17 protein-coding genes, 1 tRNA gene and 2 pseudogenes are annotated in these 22880 nt (G+C 62.2%); 10 read left to right on the forward strand and 10 right to left on the reverse strand.

The genetic code is table 11. From position 1 onward, the window contains the following. Positions 1–32 precede the first annotated feature (32 nt). Together AB4Y74_RS11755 and AB4Y74_RS11760 are read left to right on the forward strand one after the other, a co-directional pair. Positions 33–866 (forward strand): phosphotransferase, encoded by an 834-nt coding sequence (locus tag AB4Y74_RS11755; RefSeq protein ID WP_441799262.1) that lies wholly within the window; start codon positions 33–35, stop codon positions 864–866. A 171-nt stretch (positions 867–1037) separates the two neighbouring features. Beyond that, positions 1038–1325, forward strand: a complete 288-nt coding sequence (locus AB4Y74_RS11760) for a hypothetical protein (protein ID WP_441799263.1) — start codon at positions 1038–1040, stop codon at positions 1323–1325. A 2-nt stretch (positions 1326–1327) separates the two neighbouring features. Here the strand turns inward: AB4Y74_RS11760 and AB4Y74_RS11765 are convergent, their stop codons facing one another. Genes AB4Y74_RS11765 through AB4Y74_RS11780 form a run of 4 tightly spaced genes read right to left on the reverse strand, consistent with a single transcriptional unit; the run spans position 1328 to position 5155 of the window. Continuing rightward, positions 1328–1963 (reverse strand): response regulator, encoded by a 636-nt coding sequence (locus AB4Y74_RS11765; protein ID WP_441799264.1) that lies wholly within the window; start codon positions 1961–1963, stop codon positions 1328–1330. Then, a complete protein-coding gene (locus AB4Y74_RS11770; protein WP_441799265.1) occupies positions 1960–3210 on the reverse strand; it encodes a sensor histidine kinase in 1251 nt (416 codons plus the stop codon). Before AB4Y74_RS11770 ends, AB4Y74_RS11765 begins: the two co-directional genes overlap by 4 nt. 56 nt (positions 3211–3266) lie before the next feature. Continuing rightward, positions 3267–3854 (reverse strand): DUF1349 domain-containing protein, encoded by a 588-nt coding sequence (locus tag AB4Y74_RS11775; RefSeq protein ID WP_441799266.1) that lies wholly within the window; start codon positions 3852–3854, stop codon positions 3267–3269. 56 nt (positions 3855–3910) lie between these two features. Then, a complete protein-coding gene (locus tag AB4Y74_RS11780) occupies positions 3911–5155 on the reverse strand; it encodes an amidohydrolase family protein (protein WP_441799267.1) in 1245 nt (414 codons plus the stop codon). A 109-nt stretch (positions 5156–5264) separates the two neighbouring features. On the opposite strand from AB4Y74_RS11780, the gene AB4Y74_RS11785 reads away from it, so the two are divergent. The 3 genes and pseudogenes from AB4Y74_RS11785 to AB4Y74_RS11795 all read left to right on the forward strand — a co-directional run bounded on the left by AB4Y74_RS11785 (position 5265) and on the right by AB4Y74_RS11795 (position 6472). Continuing rightward, a complete protein-coding gene (locus AB4Y74_RS11785; protein ID WP_441799268.1) occupies positions 5265–5849 on the forward strand; it encodes a TetR/AcrR family transcriptional regulator in 585 nt (194 codons plus the stop codon). 120 nt (positions 5850–5969) lie between these two features. Further along, positions 5970–6143, forward strand: a pseudogene (locus AB4Y74_RS11790) (GNAT family N-acetyltransferase); the annotation flags it as partial. Between the two features lie 95 nt (positions 6144–6238). Beyond that, positions 6239–6472 carry a GNAT family N-acetyltransferase gene (locus AB4Y74_RS11795; RefSeq protein ID WP_441800446.1) on the forward strand — a complete coding sequence of 78 codons (234 nt, stop codon included), beginning with the start codon at positions 6239–6241 and terminating at the stop codon, positions 6470–6472. A 267-nt stretch (positions 6473–6739) separates the two neighbouring features. Here AB4Y74_RS11795 and AB4Y74_RS11800 read toward each other — a convergent pair. Then, positions 6740–7979 (reverse strand): annotated as a pseudogene (locus AB4Y74_RS11800) (integrase core domain-containing protein). Positions 7980–8305: 326 nt separating this feature from the next. On the opposite strand from AB4Y74_RS11800, the gene AB4Y74_RS11805 reads away from it, so the two are divergent. From AB4Y74_RS11805 to AB4Y74_RS11825, 5 genes are all read left to right on the forward strand, one after another. Next, the gene (locus AB4Y74_RS11805) at positions 8306–9058 is read left to right on the forward strand and encodes an HNH endonuclease (RefSeq protein ID WP_441799269.1); all 753 of its coding nucleotides are present in this window, start codon (positions 8306–8308) and stop codon (positions 9056–9058) included. 173 nt (positions 9059–9231) lie between these two features. Continuing rightward, positions 9232–11196 (forward strand): type I restriction-modification system subunit M, encoded by a 1965-nt coding sequence (locus AB4Y74_RS11810; RefSeq protein WP_441799270.1) that lies wholly within the window; start codon positions 9232–9234, stop codon positions 11194–11196. Continuing rightward, complete coding sequence (locus AB4Y74_RS11815) at positions 11193–12527, forward strand: restriction endonuclease subunit S (protein ID WP_441799271.1); 1335 nt, start codon at positions 11193–11195, stop codon at positions 12525–12527. Before AB4Y74_RS11810 ends, AB4Y74_RS11815 begins: the two co-directional genes overlap by 4 nt. 3 nt (positions 12528–12530) lie before the next feature. Beyond that, on the forward strand, positions 12531–15617 hold the full coding sequence (locus tag AB4Y74_RS11820) for a type I restriction endonuclease subunit R (protein ID WP_441799272.1): 3087 nt from the start codon (positions 12531–12533) through the stop codon (positions 15615–15617). Beyond that, entirely contained in the window at positions 15614–16546 is a 933-nt protein-coding gene (locus AB4Y74_RS11825; protein WP_441799273.1) for a DUF5655 domain-containing protein, read from the forward strand. The genes AB4Y74_RS11820 and AB4Y74_RS11825 overlap by 4 nt, the downstream gene beginning before the upstream one ends. 38 nt (positions 16547–16584) lie before the next feature. Here AB4Y74_RS11825 and AB4Y74_RS11830 read toward each other — a convergent pair whose 3' ends face one another. From AB4Y74_RS11830 to AB4Y74_RS11850, 5 genes are all read right to left on the reverse strand, one after another. Continuing rightward, positions 16585–17631 (reverse strand): hypothetical protein, encoded by a 1047-nt coding sequence (locus AB4Y74_RS11830; RefSeq protein WP_441799274.1) that lies wholly within the window; start codon positions 17629–17631, stop codon positions 16585–16587. After that, positions 17628–20186, reverse strand: a complete 2559-nt coding sequence (locus tag AB4Y74_RS11835; protein WP_441799275.1) for an N-6 DNA methylase — start codon at positions 20184–20186, stop codon at positions 17628–17630. Before AB4Y74_RS11835 ends, AB4Y74_RS11830 begins: the two co-directional genes overlap by 4 nt. 589 nt (positions 20187–20775) lie before the next feature. Then, a tRNA-Arg gene (locus AB4Y74_RS11840) sits at positions 20776–20847 on the reverse strand. Positions 20848–20871: 24 nt separating this feature from the next. Then, the gene (locus AB4Y74_RS11845; protein ID WP_441799276.1) at positions 20872–21387 is read right to left on the reverse strand and encodes an HNH endonuclease; all 516 of its coding nucleotides are present in this window, start codon (positions 21385–21387) and stop codon (positions 20872–20874) included. Positions 21388–21747: 360 nt separating this feature from the next. Next, positions 21748–22656 (reverse strand): C40 family peptidase, encoded by a 909-nt coding sequence (locus tag AB4Y74_RS11850; protein WP_441799277.1) that lies wholly within the window; start codon positions 22654–22656, stop codon positions 21748–21750. Positions 22657–22880 lie beyond the last annotated feature (224 nt).

The raw sequence follows: 22880 nt of genomic DNA on the forward strand, positions 1-22880 counted from the left end.
GCCTCCGTCGGGATGAGTGGGAGGATGGACGCGTGGAGCGTCGGTTGCGGGTGTGGGATTCCGGGGCTTCGGAGGAGCTTCTGGTGGGCGGTGACGTCACCGAAGGCGTTGTTCGAGCAGGGAACACGGTGCGCCGTCCGCACGGCGCTTCGTCCGAGCGTGTGCAGGCATTGCTTACCCACCTTGAACGGGTTGGTTTCGCGGGCGCTCCACGATTCCTCGGCGTTGATGATCGCGGCCGTGATGTCCTGACGTTCGTCGAGGGTGAGGTAGCGGGACGCCCCGCACCCGAGTGGGTGGCTTCGGACGACCGCGCCACGAGCGTTGCGTCCCTCCTGCGCGCCTACCATGACGCGGTGGCTTCGTTCGGCCTGCCGGATATCTTCGAGGAGGCATCCGTGCTGCCGGACGGTTCACCCGAATCGTTGGCCGTTCCGCGGGACCTGATCGGACACCGCGATGTCACTCTGGAGAACGTCGTGTTCAGCGACGGTGCCGCATCCGCACTGATCGACTTCGATCTCGCCCGCCCATCAGCCCGCGTTGAGGACGTCTGCAACATGCTGCAGTGGTGGGCGCCGTGGCAGCCGGTTGAAGACCGACCCGGGCCGCTTGTAGAGGTGGACGCCTGTGCTCGCGCGCGGATGATGGTGGACGCTTACGGCCTCGATTCCTACTCGCGGGGGATCCTGGTTCCGTTAGCGAGGAACATGGCTGAACGCACCTGGTATTCGATGCGGCTGCGAGCCCAGCGCGAAGGCGGCGGTTGGCGACGCATGTGGGACGCTGGAGTCGGCGACGCCATCCGACGCCGGCAGGCATGGCTGCAGAAGAACGAAGACGCTCTCGTTGCGGCGGTCACCTAGCCACAGCACCCGCGCAGCGAACCTTGGATCGTCTCCCATGTCCCGCTTGGGCTAGGCGCTTTCGTGAGCAGATCGCTCGGTTGTATGTGTGGTCTGTCGATTTCGGATGCGCTCTCACGTCGTACTACTGAGTCGACATCTAACGTCGACCAGAATCAGAAGGAGCACACCATGTCTGCTTTCGTTCTTGCTTTCCGCAACGATCCCGCCGTGAATGCCACCGAGGAAGAGGTCGCTGCGTGGGGCGCGTGGTTCCAGAAGCTCGGCCCGGCCGTGACCGACATGGGCAGCCGCGTCGGGGCAACCAACCTGCTGGGGACGTCCGCCGGAGCCAACGCGTTGTCGGGATACACCCTGATAGATGCAACCGACCTGGCCGCGGCGACCGCGCTGGCCGAAGGATGCCCCGGCCTCTCTTACGGGGGCAGCGTCGAGGTGGGCGAAGTGGTCGCGATGTAGGGTCAGCGCACGAGACCGTTTTCGTGAGCGAACGCCACCAGTTGAACGCGGGACGTGAGGTCGAGCTTCGCGAGGATGCTTCTGATGTGCGTTTTCACCGTCGCTTCAGAGATGAAAGCGGTGCGGCCGATCTCACCGTTGCTGAGGCCGCGGGCTGCCAGCAGAAATACCTCCTTCTCGCGAATCGAAAGGGGATCAATCGCCTCCGGTCGGCGTCTCGCTAGCGTCCGGAACAGCTCGCTCGTGGCGTTGGATGCGATGACCGAGTGCCCATCATGCACGGTGCGGATCGCCGCCAGGATGAAGTCCGGAGTCGCATCTTTGAGAAGGAAGCCGTCCGCGCCGACTCGCAGCGCGGCAGCGACCGCCTCGTCGCGGTCGAAGGTCGTGAGGACGATGATGCGCGGAAGAGGCGAAGCGGTCGCGCTCCGGATAGCCTGCGTGGCCGCGATGCCATCCATCCCCGGCATTCGAATGTCCATGAGCATGACATCCGGATGCGCCGACCGCGCCAACTCGACGGCGTCGCTGCCGTTCGTTGCTGCACCTGCGAAATCGAGATCCTTCTGCGACTCGATGACCATCTGCAATCCCGCGCAGAACAGCGGCTGGTCATCGACGACCGCCACCCGGATCACGCGATCCCCTCGCGTCCAGCGGATGGGATGTAAGCCGTCACGAGGAACCCGCCGCGGATGTCGTCGTCAGCCCCTGCGTCAAGCCAGCCTCCTGCGAGCCGAGCGCGCTCCCGCATACCGATCACGCCCCTGCCATTAGGGTTGGGCGCCGCTAGCTCGCTGACCTCGTTGTCCGGTCGAGAGGTGATGGAGATCGCGATACCGTCGTCGCGATTGTCGAGTGCCAGCCGCACGAGGGCTCCCGGACCTGCGTGCTTCAGCGCGTTCGTCAGACCCTCCTGAACAATCCGGTAGACAGCGAGTTCCTGCGCAACCGTGAGGTCGGCGTCGTCACCGAAACGCTCGATCGTGATCGCTAATCCAGCGTCCGACAGGCGCCGCACGAGCTCCTCCAGGTCCGCGATGCCGGGATGGGCTGGTCCGTCGGGGCTTCCGACCAGGGTCTCAATGAGTACGCGAACTTCCGTCAACGATGAACGTGCGGTGGAGGCGATGGTTGCGAGCGACGGCGCGACAGCCGCGGGCCTCTCCTCAGCCACGAGACGTGCTCCGTCGGCTTGGGCCAGGATCACCGATAGCGAGTGCGCCATGATGTCGTGCACGTCCTGCGCTATCCGCTCCCGCTCAGAAGCCACGACGACCTCGGTCTCTGCTGCGCGGAGCGCGCTCGTCGCTCGAGCAAGCTCGAGCTCACTGGTGCGCTTCCTCCTCCAGGTGCCGAGGAGAGCACCTATCAGCCACGAGATCCCCGCCGCACCGGCGCAGACGATGAAGAAGATGGCACGCGTGCCGGCGTTGACGTGTCCAACCCCCAGTGACCAGGAAATGAGCCCCGCCGCAGAAATCCCTGCCCCGACAGCAAACGCAAACGTGATCGCTCGCATCCGTCCTTGGGTTGTGGCTGCAACGACGAGGATGACGATCGCATACCCGGCGTACGCCAATGGTTCATCGAAGACGGCGGTCGGGAACAGCAGCTGACCTATCAGAACGGCGGTCCCCGCGACCATTGCCGCGACCGGCTGCAATCGGGAACACGCGATCGCCGTGGCCAGGAGGAGGAGCGCCGCCCAAAACGGAACAGTGAGGCGAAGCGATCCTGCGGCGAGCTGATGCCGCCCCACAACCTCAATCGCCCAGAGCACGAAGAAGGCCACGCCGACGGCCGGTTCGACGAGCCATCGGTTACGCCGCAGGAACAAACTCATGCCGAACACGCTATGGCCCGCACACGTGCGGGGAGCCAAATTCGCGCCGATTTCAGCCTTTGGGTGGAGCCGATCACCCCTATGGGCCACACGTCTCAGGCGTCGAGGTGCAGGCTCGTGTCCGCCGGTCCGGTCCGCCAGGCGGTGAAGTGGACGGTGAGGTCGGCCCGTGACGGAGCGCAGCACAGGGGGCCCGCGGTCACTGCGGCGTCGGGGTCGAGGGGCGCCACCCGCACAAGTCGCCACGGTTCGTCGTTCACTCGGGCGCGGACGGTGAGGGCGTCACCGGACCGACTGGCACGGATCGTGACAAGCCGACCATGCCAGCCGGGCACCGGCGAGAGGGACCAGTCGGAAAAGCCGCGGGTGACGACCGCGCCGAGGCTGTCCTCACCGTCGCTGCGTTCCACCCCAGCCTTGATCCAGGTGCTGTCGTCGACCTTGACGAAGATGCCGGCCTGGTCGAACTGGGCAGAGAAGTCGAGGAGAAACGACACCTCCATCGCGGTGTCCTGGCCGAACGACGTGAGAAGGGCGTGCTCAGTGTCGTGTACGAAACCGTAGGAGGTGATGCGCCATGCGTCGCTTCCCTCTACGGCCGTGACGCGCATTCCGTCGTCGGCCACCACCACGTGGGCGGGCTCGGTCGTCCACGTGCCGGAGTTCCAGTCGATGTCAGTCATGTCATCGAATGTATCGCCCGTCTCGATCGCCGACCCGGACCCCGGCCGGGGGCGGTCTACTGCGGGAAGAGTTCGGTTCCGCGCCGCCAGACCTGTCGGATGTCGAGCGTGCTCGAGATGGAAACGGTGGGATCCCCGTCAACGAGGAGGAGATCCGCGCGGAGCCCCTCTGCGATCCGCCCGCGGTCGGTGAGGCCGAATCGGCGGGCTGGAACGGACGTAGCGGCGCGGAGCGCTTCGACCGGCCTGAGGCCGGCCCGAACAAGGAACTGGAGCTCGTGGTGGACACTGGCACCGTGCGCCATCCCGCCGAGAGTCGGAAGAGGGAACGACACGTCGGTGCCGACCAGGATATCCACCCCCGCCGCTCGCAGTGCCCGGACGGACGCGAGAGCCGCTTCCAGGTCGCCGCTCGGGAACCGGTCGTAGCTGCTCTCGAGCGTGGCAATCCATTGATCGTCCAGCTTCGCTCGGACCCGCGGGTCGGCCGCCAGGTCAGTTGCCGGAATTCCCATCATCGACGCATTCAGGACGACGCACGGAACCACGAACGCTCCCGATCGAGCGACGGCGTCGATGATGTCCGGAGTGTGCGGCTTATCCATGAAGAGGTGCACGAGCCCGTCGATCCCCGCTGCGACAGCCGATGCGGTGGAGTCGATGGTGAGGGTGTGGGCAACGGTGAGAAGGCCTTCGCGCCGTGCCGCTTCCACACCGGCCTGGATCGTCGCGTCATCCAGCATGGGCAGTCCCGGCGCCCCCTCGACGCTGCCGTCGTCGATCATGAACTTGATGTAATCCGAGCCCGCCGCCTTGAGCTGTGGGACGAACGCAGCGGCTTCTGCTGGCGTCGACGCGAAAGGCATCACGACACCCGACCAGTCCGCGTGCTCGTCGCCGTCCTCCCAGGGGGCTTCCTCGTCGTCCGCCCCACCATCGCCCATCAGTTCACTCGGATGCCCGCCAGGAGGCGTGATCCCGAAGCCGGCCGATCGCACATCCGCCAGCCGGTCGTTGTCGGCGACCTCGGCTCGCATTCCCTTGGTGAACACGCCCTGCATCTCCAGCTCCGTGGTCACACCGAAGGTGAGGGCAAGCTCGAGGCCCTCCATCGACGTGTGAACGTGGGAGTCGATGAGACCCGGGAGCAGGAACGAACCCGCTGCATCGACGACACGGGCGTCGGGCGGAACTGCGCCTCCGACTGAAACGATCTGGCTTCCCTCGATCACCACCGTGGTGGCGTCGACGACGTCGTTCCCCTCGAAAACCCGCGCGTTCACGATTGCTGTCTTGCCCATTGCGTGCTCCTTATTCCTCGATCAGTCGACGCTATCACTATTCTGTAGTCATTACGGAAATGGTGCGAGTAGTTATTTGGTTTCGATACGGATTGGGTACACTAAGCGAATGGCAGCGGGAACCGGTCTCCGAGAGCGCAAGAAGGCTCAGAATCGTCAGTCACTCCATCTGGCGGCGTTGCGCCTGTTCCTTGAACAGGGGTTCGACAACGTCACGGTCGCCCAGATCGCCGAAGAAGCGAACGTAGCGCTGACCACACTGTTCACCTACTTCCCCGCGGGCAAGGTCGCGCTGGTCTTCGAGCACGACGAAGACCGGCCAGCCGCCCTCCGGCAGGCCGTCGAGAACCGCGCCGCGGGAACGGACGTCATCCGGGCGATCGAGGAGTTCATGAACACTCGGCTGCCCTTCGACACCGAGGACAAGCACTCCAGAGACGTGCTCGAGTTGATCTACTCCACCCCGCAGCTCCGGTCCTACGTCCGAGCGAAATGGACCGACTGTGAAGACGACGTCGCGTCCATGCTCGCCTCATCCCAGCCGACCGCCCCGCCGGCCAGTCTGCATGCCCTCGCGCTGTTCATCCTCGAATGCCCCGACCTGGCCGCGCGCGAACCCTCACCCCAGGAAGCGCTGTCGATGCTGCTGGACAACCTCCGCCGTGGATGGGGACTCGAAGCCAGCTCGAGTTGATTGCTGACGATTTGAAGCGTCGGCGACGAAGTCCGGTCGGATCTCCCGCGCCCGGTCGTGGATCCTCTTACAGCTCACCATGCGTAGGCTTCGACAGTGACAGAACTGAGCGGGGAACGTGTGTTTCTGCGCCCCTGGAGGTTGGACGATGCCGCGTTCGTCTACGACCTCTACTCCCGGTGGGAGGTACAGAGGTATATCGGGCGCGAACCCCAGGTCATGACGGAGCCGCGGCAAGCTCGTGCGCTGATCGAGCGCCTTCGCGGCAAGGAAAACAGTGCCCTCGGGTATTGGGCTGTCGAAACGCTTTCCACAGGAAGGCTCGTTGGTACAGCCATGCTCCAGGGCATACGAATCTCGGGGACGCAGCAGCCTTCTGACGAGATCGAATCGGGTGGCACTTCCATCCGGATGCTTGGGGCAACGGCTATGCGACGGATGCGGCCAGACGCGTTCTCCAGCACGCATTCGACTCCGGGCTCAAACGCATCATCGCCGTGGCCCACCCCGACAACACGGCCTCGCACCGCGTCTGCCTGCGGCTCGGCATGAGAGACGCCGGGCGCACCGCGAGGTATTACGACACCCAATGCGAGCTGTTCACCATCGACCCTCTGAAGTAGGGCACGACCGGCAATTCAATTGCGGTCCAAGGGGGCCCCTGGAGGGACTCGAAAACTGGGACCACTCTTTAACCATCGCTAGCCATGGTCCAAAATCCGCGGAATTCCGCGCTCTTTGACCGCGTGGAGATGACTGCGATTACAGAGAAACTCACCCGATTGTGGGCAAATTGTGGGCAAATTTAGTCATCACAGACATTGTTCGAATGTGATGTATCAAGACATCTCTGACGATTCTGCATCAGGACATCTCTGACAAAGGATGTATCAGGACATCTCTGACACTCCCCGATTCTTGCGTGGGCCGCGGGGTCCGCGAGGGTTGCCGCTGCCGACGTATTTGGTGCCCGGCGCGGGCCACGGGTATTCGGCCAGGAGGGTGCCCTGGGCGTCGAAGATCAGGAGCCGGTCGGCTTCCTCGACCCGGTAGGCGATCTGGCCGGCGAGGGTGCGGCTGACCTGGAACTTGGCGCCTCGGGCATAGACAGTGCCGTTGTCGTGGATGCGCGTCATTCGCAGGCCGCCGTCTCCGACCGTGGCGGCAGACTGCGGGACCGGTCGCGGCGGCTCAACCACCGGTGTCGCCGCCCAGGACAACGCCGGAGTGATCCGACCCGGCAGGCCTTGGTGCGGCCGCTCGGTGTTATAGATCAGGTCGAACGCGTCGACCTGGGACTGCAACTGCTCCAGCGACTCCGCCAGCGGTTGCTTGTCGAGCCAGCGGAACAACGTCTGATGGAACCGCTCATTCTTCCCTTGCGTGGTCGGCTTATAAGGTTTCCCGGTGATCGGCTCAACACCGAGCGAGCGCAGATAGACGACCAGCTGACCCAGCACTCCCCGCCGTGACGGGTTCAACGCGGCCCCGTTATCGCTGAGTAGCCGCTGCGGAACACCATGCGCGGCGATCCCTTTGCTGACCACGGCGATCGCGCCTTCCGAGGTCTCACCCCCAGCTGACGTGGGAGGCGACGGCGAGGCGGGAGTGGTCGTCGATGAGTTGAAAGATCACGCACTTGCGACCACCGGTGAGCACGTATTCGGTCGCGTCCAGCTGCCAGCACGCGTTCGGCGCCGGATAGACGAACCGCCGATACGACGCCCGCGGCTTCTTCCGCGGTTCGACCCGAGCAACACCCTGATCACGGAAGATCCGCGCCAGCGACGCCATCGAGGGAACCGGGTCCATGCCGAGCGACCGCATCTTCTCGTGAACACTGATCGGACCATGATCCAGACCGGACTGCTCCAACGCCGCCCGCACTCCGATCGCCTGCTCGACCACGTCGTCGGCGACCTTCGACGGGCTGTCTTTCGGCCGTCGCGAGCGCGGCTCCAACGCCGCCGCCGGCCCGTCCGTCGCCGCCCGTTTTCGGATCGCGTAGAACGTCTCCCGAGAGATCCCGTGCTCGGCGCAGAACGTCGTCACCGCTCCTCGTGGCGCATCCGGCGGCCACTGAACGATGGCGAGACGGACGCGAGGATCGACAGGCTCAATGCGGCTCATCCCTCAAACATTGAGGGCAACTGTCAGGACCAAACACCGCCGAAGCGTCAGAGATCTATTGATGCACATGTGTCAGAGATGTCCTGACACATAACACAGACATTGTTCGAAACTGGGATGTCGCAGAGGATCGGCGCCGCTCCTGCCTCAGAAGATACGCGAAAGCCGTGGGCTCGGCGACGGGCACGTCTTCGCGTGAGTCCCTGGGACCGGCCCCAGCATCAGCGCGAGGCAACACTCTCGGCGACCTCTGAACGCGCGTCGGACTGCCACTGATCCGGCGTCTGTCCTTGAGGCACGAAGTCCATTTTCGCTAGGTTGGCCGCATGGGGCCGCATCCCTTCCTCGTCGACGCTCCTCATGCGCGTTACTTCCTCGACGACCACTGCGCGAACTGCCTTGACGAGCTGCCCGAGCTGGAAGACGCGCTCTTCTGCAGCAGTTGGTGTAACGAGATTGCCGGGCACGTCCGTTATATGCGGGGCGCGTTCCGAGACGGTCGGATCAACGACCCGGCGGTGAAGGAAGCGATCAGCACTCGAAACGCCTTTCTGCTCATCGGCGGCTATCGCTCGCTTGGACGCCAAGTGAGCCCGAGCGCGCGAGCGCACGTGGTGAATCGCGCCGGCGGCCTATGCCAGGCGTGCGGACGGGCCGGAGTCGAGGTGGACCACATCTCCGGAAACTCAAACGAGGTGGACAATCTCCAGCTACTATGCGGGGATTGCCATCGAGCAAAGACAGCCAAGCACCTTCATCCGGCGTCGGAGGAGAACCGGGCCCTGCTCATGTCAATTATGGTGGGCCGCGTAATGCCCGACGAGCCGATTCTCTTGGCGGATGACCACGAACAATGGAGCACTCGCTGGCGCGAACTCAAGGCGTCGCGACTTCGACGGTACGTGGAACACGCAAGAGCGGGCGGCTTCGATCCAGTCGGGCTAAGGACTCGTTCGGCGATTGAGACTGCGAGGGATTCGCATCGTGCGGAAGCCGCGCGGAAAGCCCTAGTGGATGCTGACGTAGCTAGAAGTGACTTCTTCGAGCGATTAGTGCGCAAGGCGTGGGAAGAGGATTGAGCGAGACCGCCCCGCGTGGCCCGTCGTTCCATAGCCGGCCGAGCGGTCGCGCCTGGCAGCTCCACAAGTACCGCATGACTTCGCTTCGTACGCCCCGAAGGGGCGATAGCGTGTGTGATGGGGCGTTGCCAAACTAAGAGAGGCAAGGCAACTCACCGAAAGGCTTCCCGAGCTTGAGCAACAACCACGCAACCTTCATCTGGTCAATCGCGGATCTCCTGCGCGGCAGCTTCAAAGCACACCAGTACGGCGACATCATCCTGCCGTTCACAGTGCTACGCCGACTGGATGCGGTGCTCGCGCCGAACAAATCACGGGTACTGGAGGTCGTCGAAGACGCACGCGCGAAGGACGTCCCCGTTCGTCCGGCCCTCTTGAAGGCACGCGCGGGACACCAGTACTCGTTCTTCAACACCTCCCGCTACCACCTTCGGTCGGTCCTTGGCGACCCGGAGAACATCACAGAGAACCTGCTCGACTACGTGGGCGGGTTCTCCGAGAACGTCAAAGACATCTTCGACAAGTACAAGATCAGCGACCGGTTCGCCGAGCTCGCCGACGCCGGGCTGCTGTTTCTGGTGGCCCAGCGCTTCGCCGAGGTAGACCTCTCCCCGCAAGCTGTGCCCAACGAAGAGATGGGGCACATCTTCGAGGAGCTCATCCGCAAATTCGCGGAAGCCTCCAACGAGACAGCGGGTGAACACTTCACCCCACGCGACGTCATCGAACTGATGGTGGACATCCTCCTCGCCCCCGACGCCGATGCGTTGTCGAAGCCGAACGTTGTCCGTTCCATTTATGACCCCACCGCCGGCACCGGCGGCATGTTGTCGGTGGCGGAAGATCACATTCGGGCGATGAACCCGACAGCGACACTCACCCTGGCCGGCCAGGAGATCAACCCGCAGTCCTACGCCATCTGCAAAGCCGACATGACCGTGAAAGGCCAGTCAGTGGACGCGATCGTCTTCGGTGACACCCTTCTCAACGACGGACATCAGAGCGCGACATTCAACTACTGCTTGTCCAATCCCCCGTTCGGTGTGGACTGGAAGAAGCAGCAGAGGCACATCACCGAGGAACACAACCTACGAGGTTTTGCCGGCCGCTTCGGACCAGGGCTTCCCCGCGTATCCGATGGGTCGATGCTGTTCCTGCTGCACCTGATCTCTAAGATGCGCCCGAAGAGCGCCGACTCCGCCGGCGGACGAGCCGCAATCGTCCTCAACGGCAGCCCCCTCTTCACTGGCGGTGCCGGCTCCGGCGAGTCGAACATCCGGCAGTGGATCCTCGAGCGCGACTACCTCGAGGCGATCATCGCCCTTCCACCCGACATGTTCTACAACACCGGCATCGCCACCTACATCTGGGTCCTCACCACCGACAAGCACCCAAGCCGAGCCGGCAAAGTGCAGCTGATCGATGGAAGCAAGAAGTTCCAAAAGATGCGTAAGGGTCTCGGCTCCAAACGCAACGAACTCGGGCGAAGTGACATCGCCGACGTCGTTCGCCTTTACGGCGAATTCGCCGAGGCACCTGGCTCAAAGATTTTCGAGCGAGAGGTGTTCCTTTACCGGACGATCACAGTCGACCGGCCACTGCGGCTAAACTTCGCAGCCACTCCGGATCGCATCGCAGCAGTGTTCGAAGAGAACGCGGTTGCCAAACTCAGCGATGTCGACAAGGAGTACCTGCGCCTCGCACTGAAAAGCATCGACCAAACTCGGCTGTGGAAGAACCGTCGCGACTTCCAGGAAGAGCTCAGACGAGTGTTCGCAGCGACCGGCATTGCCATCGCGACGCCCGTACTGAAGGCGGTCCTCGCGGCACTGAGCGAGCAAGACGACACTGCAGAGGTCTGCTCAGACGCCAAGGGGCGCCCGGAATCGGACAGCACCCTGCGCGACACCGAGAACGTTCCCTGGAGCGAAGACATCCACGCATACTTTGACCGCGAAGTCCGGCCGTTCGTGACAGGCGCTTGGATTGATGAGTCGAAGACCAAGGAAGGCGCCGAGATTCCGTTCACGCGCCACTTCTACCAGTACGTTTCTCCGCGCCCCCTGGATGAGATCGACGCTGACCTAGAGACAGTGCTGGGCCGAATTCGCGCCCGGTTGGAGCAGATCGAGCGATGATCCCGGAGACCAAAGCGGGCGACACCACAGAGTTCGCGGAATCGGGGATCCCCTGGCTTGGGCCTATCCCGGCGGCTTGGAAAATATCAAAGTTTCGCCACCTGTTCCGCGAGTCCTCGGAGGTAAACGGTGGCGCTCCGGTCGGCGAAATGCTTTCAGTTTCCGGATTCCGAGGCGTAGAGCCCCGCCACTATGAAGACGAGAACCAGCGCCGAGCAGACGCTGACCTGGAAAATTACAGAGTGGTGCGACCAGGTCAGCTCGTCATCAACACCATGTGGCTCAACTACGCGGGCCTCGGCGTGTCAAAGTTCCTCGGCCACGTGAGCCCGGCGTACAGGGCCTATTGGATCAATGACCAAATCGACCCACGGTTCGCGCACTACCTACTTCGTTCGTCCATTTACGTCAGCGGCTACACTGCTCTGCTCACCGGCATCCGACCAAACTCGTTGCAGATGAGTCGATCCGATCTAATGGCGTTCCCAATTGTTCTTCCTCCTCTGCACATCCAGCAGTCGATCGCCGACGTCCTGGACCGAGGGACCGCAGAGATCGACGAGTTCATCCGAGACCAGGAGGAACTCATCCGGCTACTAAGCGAGCGTCGCTCCGCGATCATCACGCGTGCGGTCACCAGGGGACTTGACTCGAGCGTTCCACTGAAAGACAGCGGCAACGCATCTATCGGGAAGATTCCCATTGACTGGTCTGTTGCGACGGTCCGTCGCGTCTTCGATGTACTGGATTGCAAGCACATAACGGCTGAGTTCGTGCCTGACGGCGACTTCCCTGTGGCGTCGATTCGCGAGATAGGTGAGACCTACGTCTCACTCGATCACGCAAAACGCACATCTGAGCTCTACTTCTTAGCCCTCACCGAAGGTGGCCGGCAGCCGCGGCCCTTCGACCTGATTCTCAGCAGGAACGCAAGCGTAGGACAATCATCTCTTGTGCCCGAAGGCCTCGGCGCTTTCGCCCTTGGCCAGGACGTATCACTCATCCGCGATGGCCTTCAACAGAAAAGGACGACGTTCCTGCGCTACGTGATGCAATCAAAGGTCGGCATTGATGCATTCGCGACTGCGGCAGTTGGGTCTACCTTCAAGCGAATCAATGTCGACGACATCAAGTCCATCCGATTCGCTCTTCCGCCGCTAGACCAGCTAAAAGAGGTCGTCCAGTTCCTCGACGCCGCACTCGCCGACATCGATGAAGCAATCGCAGATGGCGCAGAAGCGATCAGCCTGATGCGCGAGCGGCGCTCCGCTCTGATTTCGAGGGCGGTCACCGGAAAGAATGAGACGCGTGAGCTCGTGAGGGGGGCGTAGTCGATGGGAATCCAGCACGAGGATGAGTTCGAGACGGAGCTTTGCGAGTACCTGGCCGCGCACGGCTGGTTGTACTCGCCGAACGACGATGGCTACGACCGTGAGCGCGCCCTTTTTCCCGCCGATCTGCTCGCCTGGCTGAGAGAAACACAGCCGGAGGAGTTGGCAAAGGTTCTGAAGTCCGAGACGTCTGGAATACAGCGCACTCAGACCGTGGAGCGTCTGCTCGACCGTGTGGCGAAAGTCGCATCGACGGATCCGATGAACAGTGGCGGGACGCTGAACGTCCTCAAGCGTTCGGTTGCTGTGACGCCTGCGAAATTCAGTCTTTTCCAGGGACGACCCGCGACCTCGATCAACAAGGCGACGCGGGCCCGGTACGGGGCAAATCGGCTACGCGTGATGCGGCAGGTCGAGTATTCGAATCGCAATGGCAACCGGCTGGACCTCGTCCTGTTCGTTAACGGCATCCCTGTGGCGACAGTGGAGTTGAAGACCGATCTGACTCAAAACGCAAAGGCGGCACTCAACCAGTACGCGCAGGACCGGCACCCCACAGGCGAGCCGTTGCTGGAATTCGGTCGCGGCGCACTCGTACATTTCGTGGTGTCGAATGAGCTGGTTTACATGACAACCAAGCTGGACGGAGCGAACACCTTCTTCCTTCCCTTCAACCGCGGCCGCAACAACGGCGCCGGTAACCCCCCGATCCCCGGCACAAGCCCGACCGCTTACTTCTGGGAGGAGACCCTCCACCGAGACACCTGGTTGGACATCCTTGGCCGCTTCGTGCATTACAGGTTCGAGGACCGACAGGACCCGATTACGGGCGCTGTCAGTTACGCGAAGTCCCTGCGGTTCCCGAGGTACCACCAGTGGCGTGCCGTCACCAAGCTCGAGATGGCAGCCCGCGTTGAAGGCCCGGGCCACAACTACCTGATCCAGCACTCCGCTGGGTCGGGCAAGACCGACTCGATCGCGTGGGCTGCGCACCGGATGGCATCGCTGCACCGAGAGGACGGGTCGAAGGTCTTCGACGGGATAATAGTCGTCTCCGATCGGCAGGTGCTGGACGGGCAGTTACGGCGAGCGGTCGAGCAGCTCGAAACGACTCCTGGAGTTTTCCAGCCGATCACCAACGGCGGCGACGCATCCAAGTCCAAGCAGCTCACGGAGGCGCTACTTGCGGGCAAGCAGATCATCGGCGTGACATTGCAGACCTTCCCGCACTCGCTCGACGCGATCGCGGGCAACGAAAGCCTGCGCGGCAAGAAGTACGCGGTGATTGCTGACGAGGCGCATTCCTCACAGTCGGGAGAGGCGGCCGCATCGCTAAAGCAGTTGCTGACCGCGGGCGCCGTCGACTCCGACGACGGCGAGGTCGACGCTGAGGATGTCCTGACGGACCTGATGGCACGCAAGGTCGGCGTGGGCACCATCTCATTCCTTGCCTTCACCGCCACTCCGAAGGGCAAGACGCTCGAGCTGTTCGGTCGCCCCGATCCTTCGACCGGGCAGCCGGGACCGTTCGACCTGTACTCGATGAAGCAGGCAATCGAAGAAGGCTTCATCCTTGACGTGCTGAAGAACTACATGCCGTACGACCTCGCCTTCAACGTCGCCCACGCGAAGACCGAGAACGGCGATGTCGAGGTGGATAAGCAGAAGGCGAATAGCGAACTGATGCGTTGGGTGCGGTTGCACCCGTACAACATCACTCAGAAGGTCGCTGTCATCGTTGAGCACTTCCGCGCGAACGTGCAATCCGAACTCGGCGGCCGGGCGAAGGCAATGGTGGTCACCGCCTCACGGAAGGAGGCAGTGCGGTACAAGCTCGCCATCGACGAATATCTGGCCGAAAACGATCTTGCCGAGGACCTCGGCACCCTGGTGGCGTTCTCTGGAAGCGTGTTCGATCCAGACTCGGGACCTGAGGAATTCACCGAAACCAATCTGAATCCAAGCCTGTTCGGCCGGTCGTTGGAAAAGGCGTTCGCGGGCGACACGTACCAGGTCATGATCGTGGCGAATAAGTTCCAGACCGGCTTTGACCAGCCGCTGCTGGTCGGCATGTACGTCGACAAGAAGCTCTCGGGCATCACGGCAGTGCAGACACTCTCTCGGTTGAACAGGGTGATCCCTGGCAAAGAGAACACGTATATCGTCGACTTCGTCAACGACCCGGCCGACATCCTGGAGGCGTTCCAGGTGTATTACGAGGACGCTCAACTCGAGACCCCGTCCGACCCGGACGTCATCCACGACATGCTGGGCAAGCTCGAAGGCATGCACATCATCGACGAGCACGACGTCGCCCGAGTCGTGGAAGCCTGGCTGACCAACAACAGCCACAATGCGCTCTACTCGCGCGTGAAGACCTCCCGGGACCTGTTCTGGGACCGGTGGCGCGCCGCCGAAGAGGCTGGCGATGATCTCGAACTCTCCCGTTTGCAAGACTTCCGCGGGACAGTGAACGCGTTCGTGCGCGCTTACGACTTCCTCTCTCAGATCATCAACTACGGCGACACGCGCGTGGAAAAGTGGGCGATCTTCCTCCGCGTCTACCGCAACGTGATCGAGAACGAGACCGACGACGCCCGCGTGCTCAACCTCGACGACGTCGTGCTGACCCACTACCGACTCCGCCGCCAAGACGCCCGCAACCTGCACCTGACTTCAGGCCAAGCTGGGGATCTGACTGGGCTCACCAGCGCCGGCTCCGGTCAAGCACGGGAAACGAAGTACGGATGGCTGAGCGAGATCATCGCCCAGATCAACGAGCTCTTCAGCGGGTCCGGGCTTGCGGAGGAAGACCAGGTCACCGCCTTCGAGTCCTTCTTCCGCCACACGGTCAACAACCCTCGCCTGCAAGCCCAGGCGATGTCAAACACCGAAGCCGACTTCGCCAGCTCACCAACGATCCCAGCCGAACTCGACGAGATCCGCTACACCGCCGGCGAAGGCCTCGAACGAGCCAGTAACGCAGTCATGCAACTCGAAGACTTGAACCAGCTGACGAGGATTCTGCTTCGCGCTGGTCTGTACGAGAAGCTGCGGGAAGCAGCCGCGGAGGTTGATCGAGTCTCGTGAGTGACCTCAAACTCTTCAAGGTTGAGGGAGGTAAAGCTCTCGAGCTCGCCTCTGGGACGGTGGCGCTCGAGCGCGATCTGCAAGTCGTGATCGAGCAGAACATGTCGACAATGTTCGCCGTCAGATTCTTGGCGACTGAGTACTCAACCGGCAAGATCCATCGCGGACGAATCGATTCCCTCGGCCTTGACGAAAACGGCTCACCGGTCATTTTCGAGTACAAGCGCACAACGAACGAGAACGTCATTAACCAGGGTCTGTTCTATCTCGACTGGTTGATGGACCATCGAGCGGAGTTCCAGCTCCTTGTCCTGAAGGCCCTCGGTACGGACGTCGCGGAGGCGATTGATTGGTCGGCGCCGCGACTCATCTGTGTGGCCAACGATTTCACTCGCTACGACGAGCACGCTGTACGTCAGATCAACCGAAACGTCGAGCTGGTTCGTTATCGGGATTTCGGTTCGGGGCTTCTCGCGATCGAACTCGTGACGTCTGTTACTTCGGATGCGGCGCTTGGACAGTCGCCTCAACCGAGACGAAACGCAGCGGCACCCCAGACCGACCGTCCGAAGTCGAAAACAGTCGCGCAGCTCCTCGCGCAGGCGGACAGCGCCCTCGCTGCGCTCTACCATCGATTCGAGCTCTTTGCCCTATCGCTCGGAGACGATGTCGTAAAGAACGAACGGTCTCTCTACTTCGCCTTCCGACGGCTGAAGAACTTCGCCTGCGTCGAAGTCCACCCGTCATCTGGCAACTTGCTCATTTATTTGAAACTGGACCCAAAGTCCATTCAGCTCGAGGATGGATTCGCCCGCGACGTGTCCAAAATCGGACACTTCGGCACCGGAGACCTAGAGCTACGTGTAAGCGATGAATCAAAGTGGGAACACGTGGAAGCTCTCACCAGGAGATCTTATGAGGCCAACTGATATGGCACTTCTGACGACGGTTCCGATTGTCGTCATTTCTATGCATAGACGCTTGTGACCCTCGGCCGTGCCAGGGCGACGGCAATCTCGCGATCTCGGAGCGCCTGTAATTGACCTTCCCGCCATTTGTACCCGAAGGAAAACGTGTGGCTGATTTGGGTTTTGGCGAGACGGTCAAGGCCCGACGGGAGCTCGAGCCCGAATGTACTACCGAACGAGATGTGGCGGTCATGCGGATGGGCATGAATTCCAGTCAGGGTGTGTAGTTCCACTCCTGCGAGTCGCGTGAGGCGGGTCGGCATCCGCTGTAATAGGGCCGCCGCAATTTGTCCAGGAGGCTGGGGCACAGCTGAGCCGCCGTGACCGTATCCTACGGAGCCAAAGACTTTGACCACCGTTCCTCGAGGGGCGTGGCTGTCGAGCTTCTTGAGCAACCATTCCAAATGTTCCGGTTCGGAACTTCCGCTTTGTCTTCGACGAAACAGCTCGGCGAACGCGTATCGGTCAAAAATCGTGACCTGCTTACTCCGAGCGGCTAGCGGAGCAAGGAGCTGTTGCCAGATGTCCTCCCTCTGAGTCCCAGGGGGATAAGCTTCCAGGTCGGCCAAGGCCTGTAGCCTGGCGAACGGCGAGGCAAACGGAGCCATTGCTCCGGTGGCGACCTCGAAATCCGAGGATGTAGCGACCAGCCCTTCCTGCGCGTCGGGAAAGAGGCGACCGAAGATGCGCTGCGACAGAATCGCCACTATCGGTCGACCCGCAAAGGAGCTTTCTACCGAAGGCGACCAGCGCGTGAGCGATTCAAGCGCACAGTCGTCGCTGTCGACGGAGAGTCTTACCCGGCCACCCTGCTTCAACCAAATGAGTAGATCCGACCACTCTTTCTTCTCGCCCTCCGTTAGGCCGTCACCAGCACGGATGAGGTCCAACGTGGCGGTCAATTCCCTTCGCGACGCCCACACCAGGGCACCGTGACTCCGCAGACGCTCGATTAGAAGTCTTTGAACCCCACGCGAATATTCCCCCGCGACCCGCTCCGAAATATCGTCGAGCGATCCTGGCGAAAGGGCTACATCGACAATCACGAGGAAAGCCCAAACACGTCGTCGAATCGCTCCACGAAAAAACCATGGGGCCAGGCGTCGGTGAAGTCTCCGTCTTCGTCCAAGCGAAGCTCACTCACGAGAGCTTCACCATTCGGGTCCTGATCCACATATATCACTGCAACGTCGGAAGCTCGAAAGGCGCCTTCCCGAATTCGTCGTTGAACGCGGAGAATGATGTTCTCGCTGTGGGTCTCAGCGATGATCTGGTTGGACCTTCCGCGCGCATCAGCCGACTCCATAAGCAAGTCCGCCAAGTCCGCTTGCATCGCGGGATGAAGGTGGATTTCCGGCTGCTCGATCAAGATCAAAGAGCGCGATCGCGCCGACAGTTCAGTCACAATAGGCAGCACCTGCGATATCCCGAAGCCCACATCAGCAGGACTAAGTCGTGTGCCAGTGCGAGTGTCGGTCAGGACTAGAGCAGCGAGGTCACCGAAGAGTGTCGGATCTACATCTGTCGACACTCTGACGGCGTCCAGGTCGTAGGGCATACCAAGTAGGTGCAGGCGTTCGGACACTTCAGCTCGCTCAGACGTATTGTCAAGGAGAAAGAACGGTACATCTAGCCCCGCGGTGTTGCTCGAGCGAACCCGAATACGAGATGGCGCCTCACGAAGTGGTCCAAGATACGCCACCCGCGAGAGGAGTGCTTCTAGCTCCTGACCGACAGCACCGAACAGGTTTGCGACAGTCCGGAGAGCTCCCTCCACGCGTCCAATACGGGAAGAACCGCTACTTCGGTGTCGAATCTCAGCCAGTGTTTGAGGCGTCGGAGGCCCGACAAGTAGCCGGTCCAACATGAAATCGACGTGTTCGAATCCCATCCGTAGGAGTTCGCGCCGCACTGCGCCTGCTTGAGCAGTGGAACCCTTTCGGGGCGGGTAGACGGAATGTTCTTCATACGCCAACGCCGCCATTTGCGCCAGCTCGTCGACCGGCACGCGCAGCACCGCGAAGTCGTCCTTGATCGGATGCCAGCGAAACCGCCCTTCTCCCATCCCGATCTGCAGCTGGCGCAGCTCATGCTCATGCCGTTCTGGAGACGCCAGAAACTCGAAGTCTACTTTGCGAAGTTCGCGCGGATTCGGGAGTGCGAGAGCGGAATCGATATCCAGCGACGAAGCGAACGACAATCCAATGCGAATCGGGACGCCAGCCAAATGATTGTGAGCCAGCCCCGCCACACTGCCAAGGTCGATCAACGGCCCACTGGCAGATAGCCGTCCCGCCGCAATAGATTGCTTGAGCAGCAAGATTGATTGGATCAGGGATGATTTCCCAGCGGAGTTCTTGCCGTAAATGAGAGTTAGCGGTTTCAACGGGATGCTAACGGGTGGCCCGACACTCTTGAAGGACGCCAGGCGGAGTTCCGTCAGGAGCAATCCGGGCGCCTCTGGACGCGGTGTCGCCGTTTCAGGAGGAGGAATCAAGTGGCGCTGCGGAGTGACATCCTGCACGTCGATGAGCGTCGATTCGTGGACCGGCCGCGCGTACCACTCCGGGACGTCCGAGACGGCGCTGTTTTCCAGCCAAGGATTTACGGCTCTTAGAATCTCGTCGTATCGACGCGAGCCCCCACGGTCTTGCCCCTGAGCCCGTGCGTTGACGAGAAGCACATTGCCGGCTTTGCTCACATCGCGTTCCCCGCGTAGCACCCACATGCAAGTGCCAATGTTGCTCCCGAGAACCGCTCCGGTGGGCATGGAGATAACGGCTTCCACGAGTCCGTTCGTAAGCAGATGCTCAACTGTCATGGATGAATCCTGACCACGGAACGCGACACCATCGGGCAGTAAAATCACCGCCCGTCCCTCGCGCGTCAGCGATTCCGCAACGCTTTGTAACCAAAGAGCGTCGGTGTAAGTCGGGATGCCTTCACCTTCGCGAGCCGAAGTCAATTTTCCTCCGAAAGGAGGCTCAACCACAATCGCATCCCACAGCTCTGCCCGCGGCCGATCTAGCCAGTCAAGAACCCGGATATCAGCGTCATGGCCGGCTAGCCGCAACCGGCGGTAAGCCGTTCGGGCAGCATTGTCACTGATGTCGACGCCGTACAACATCGATCTGGAATTCGTACTCGCAGCTGCCAGCAGAGTGCCGCCGAAGCCACAGGCGGGATCCATCACCACTGGTGCCGGCCCTACAAGCGCTGCCATCAACTGAGACAGCTCAGGTCTGCTCGAGTAGCTGAGGCCTGCACGCGACAGGTTGGACGTCCGCAGAGCTAGCAACGCTTCAAACACCGCTGCGAACTCGCCCCGCGACGACAGCTGGAAGCCGCTCAGAGTACCCGCGATTTGCTCCGCTACATGTCTGCTGACGCTCCGAAGAGGGTCGGATGTCCGCCTCGCGTTCAGTTGGTCACTTGGGCCGGCCGGATATCCCTCGGCCCACTGCAAGTACACAATGTCGCACGCGGCATCGACGACAGCCTCGAGGGATTCGCCTCTTCCCGCATCGACCAGGGCAGCGGCGACCGTCTCCGGCTTGAACTGCCCAGGCTTTCGAGGGCTATCGAGATCCTTTTCTTGCACAAACGCAGTCTGTCAGTCGGCTGACCGAAACCTTGGTATTTATTTCGCCGCGATGCTTACCTACGCAGCAAGCTTCGTGCACGACTTGTTGACACTATCGCCAACCCTCCCGGCGAACGACGGACACGAGACCAATCAACAGACGGGCGTGAGGAAGGAATTGGTGACAACTGATCGTTGGTGCCGGGGGGTGCTAACCGGGGAGGATGTCATGATGCCCGCTCCCTGTTCCAGAGTTCCGCGACGATGTCGTCGCGGTCGCCGACGCCGTGATGGAGGTGTCACGATCAAGCAGATCGCGGCGGACGTCGGCAAGAGCTGACGATGAACTCGAAACAGCGACTTCCGGAATTGCTCTGGAGCTTGGTTTCTGAGGGGCAGCCGACAACATCCCAGATGAGCGAACCCGGTCTCGGCTTTCAGCGACCCTCCGGACGCAAACCCACGCAATGAGATCGCAGTGCTGCTCTTAGAGTTTCGTAGAGTTTTCGGCATGCCTGTGGGCAAATTGTGGGCAAATCGTGGATTGCAAACGTTATCCGATGCCCAGATTATGCCTCTGACCAGCAATTTAACCGCACCTTAAAAGTGCCCCTGGAGGGACTCGAACCCCCAACCGTTTCCTTAGGACGGAACTGCTCTTCCATTGAGCTACAGAGGCTGGCGGCCCAAGTCTACCGAAGCCTCACCCTGCCAATTGCAGCTCGTGCCTCCGCCAGGGCTCGGTGTACTCGTCCCAGCTGGGGTCGTCCCAGCGCATGCTGATCAGCGACGCCATGTTGAGGTGCGGCTCCTTCAGCTCGAAGGGGAGCTTCCAGCCGAGGTCGGCGAGCATGCGGTCCGACTTGACGTTGTTGCAGCGGAAGCAGGCGATGACGACGTTGTCCCAGGTGTGCGTGCCGCCGCGGGCGCGCGGGATGACGTGGTCGAGCGTGTCGCCGAACTTGCCGCAGTAGGCGCAGACGTGGCCGTAGCGTTCCAGCGCCGACTTGCGGGTGAGCGGGATGCGGCGGTGCGGCACGCGGATGTACTGGTTCAGGAGGACGACGCTCGGCGCATCCAACACCAGCGAGCGGCTGTGTAACTGGGCGCCGCTTCCCGCGATGGTGGATGCTTTGCCGGCGAGAACGAGCATGACCGCTCTTCGCGTCGAGATCACGCCGAGCGGCTCGTAGCTGGCGTTCAGAACCAGTGTTTTCATCTGCGACCTTCCGGGGGGAGGAGAGAACGGCAAACAAAAAGGGCACTGTCCGTGCGGACAGCGCCCAGGATGGCAGCGGCATGGTGGTGGCAGGCCACATGGAGGCGGTGGCAGGCCTCGAAGTGGTGGCGGCAGGCGAGGAATTCCAGGCCGCGCTCGTCCCAACCGGTCGCCCTCAGCGACCCGGCGGAACGCGTTCCGGCCATCGGATCCTCCGATTCTGCGGCTGCGACACGCAGCGTCAGAACGCCAGGGTAACCCAGAAACGGCGCGCCACCTATTCGGGGCGCGCCGCTCGGGTGCTGTGGTGCGGAGTGTTTACCGGTCGGAAACCGGACGGTCAGGCTCGAGAGCCCGGCCTCAGATCCCCAGTCGGACGATGTAGTAGTCGCTCGTCCAGATCGGGCGGATGGAGATGGAGCGGCCGGTGTCGGGCGCATCCATGATGTTTCCGTTGCCGGCGTAGAAGCCGTCGTGGCCGGACATGATGACGATGTCGCCGGGCTGCGCGTCCGCGATCGAGATGCGCTTGCCCATGGCGGCCTGCCCGGACACCGAGTGCGGCAGGTTGATGCCGAACTGGGCGTACACGTACATGACGTAACCGGAGCAGTCGAAGCCCGCGGGGCTGGCGCCACCGTACACATACGGAGTGCCGATGTACTGCTGGGCGACCGAGAACACCTGCGCGAGGCTGAAGTTCGGGTACGGCGGGTTGGCCAGGAAGTCGGAGACCGACGGGCCGGAGCTCGAGCGGGTGGCGTAGCTGGTCAGCTGGATGGCGGCCTGGCGGCGAGCGGCCTCGGCGGCGGCAGCAGCAGCCACGGCGGCCTTCTGCGCGTTCAGCTGCTCCTCGGTGGTCGCGGATGCGGTGTCACGGCTGACAGCGGCGGAGGCGACACCGCCGACCTCGACGGTCTGCGACTGCGCCTTCTTCATGGCGTCCGCGGCGCTCGGGCCGAACGCGGCACTGTCGGTGCCGTTCGGGTTGAACGCGAAAGCAGGCAGAGACATGGTGGCGACGAGGCCCGCGGCGACGGTGATGACACCGGCGTTCAGGATCCAACCGCCCCTGCGCTTCTTCTTCGGCTGCTGGGCTGCGGTTGCTCCCGTGGTCGACGCAACGGTGCGCGCCGGCGACCCTGCCGGGCGGGACGACGCCGTAGTCTCGCGGGTCGTGCGCTGGGCGCGACGCGAGACGGTCGAAGAAGGGCTCTGGTTCGGGTTCGTGCGGTCCTGGTCAGGACCGTGCGTGCTCGATGATGCCAAAGTGTGACCTCCAGCGCTCCGGCAGCACTAGGGATGCTGCCCCCGTCCCAAGCTGGGTGGCTTCGGCTTCACGGATCACGAGACGGGTCTAAGGGGGGTGGAGCGTCGCGATCCAGGGTTCTGATGGGCCGGCTTCTGGCCCGTTCGAACTCGTAAGAGACTACGGGACAGGAGGGTGTTTGTCACATCTTTTGGACCACTTTTTAACGAAATGGTAACGGGAT

The sequence above is a fragment of the Leifsonia sp. RAF41 genome, assembly GCF_052114085.1.
Taxonomy (GTDB): Bacteria; Actinomycetota; Actinomycetes; order Actinomycetales; family Microbacteriaceae; genus Leifsonia.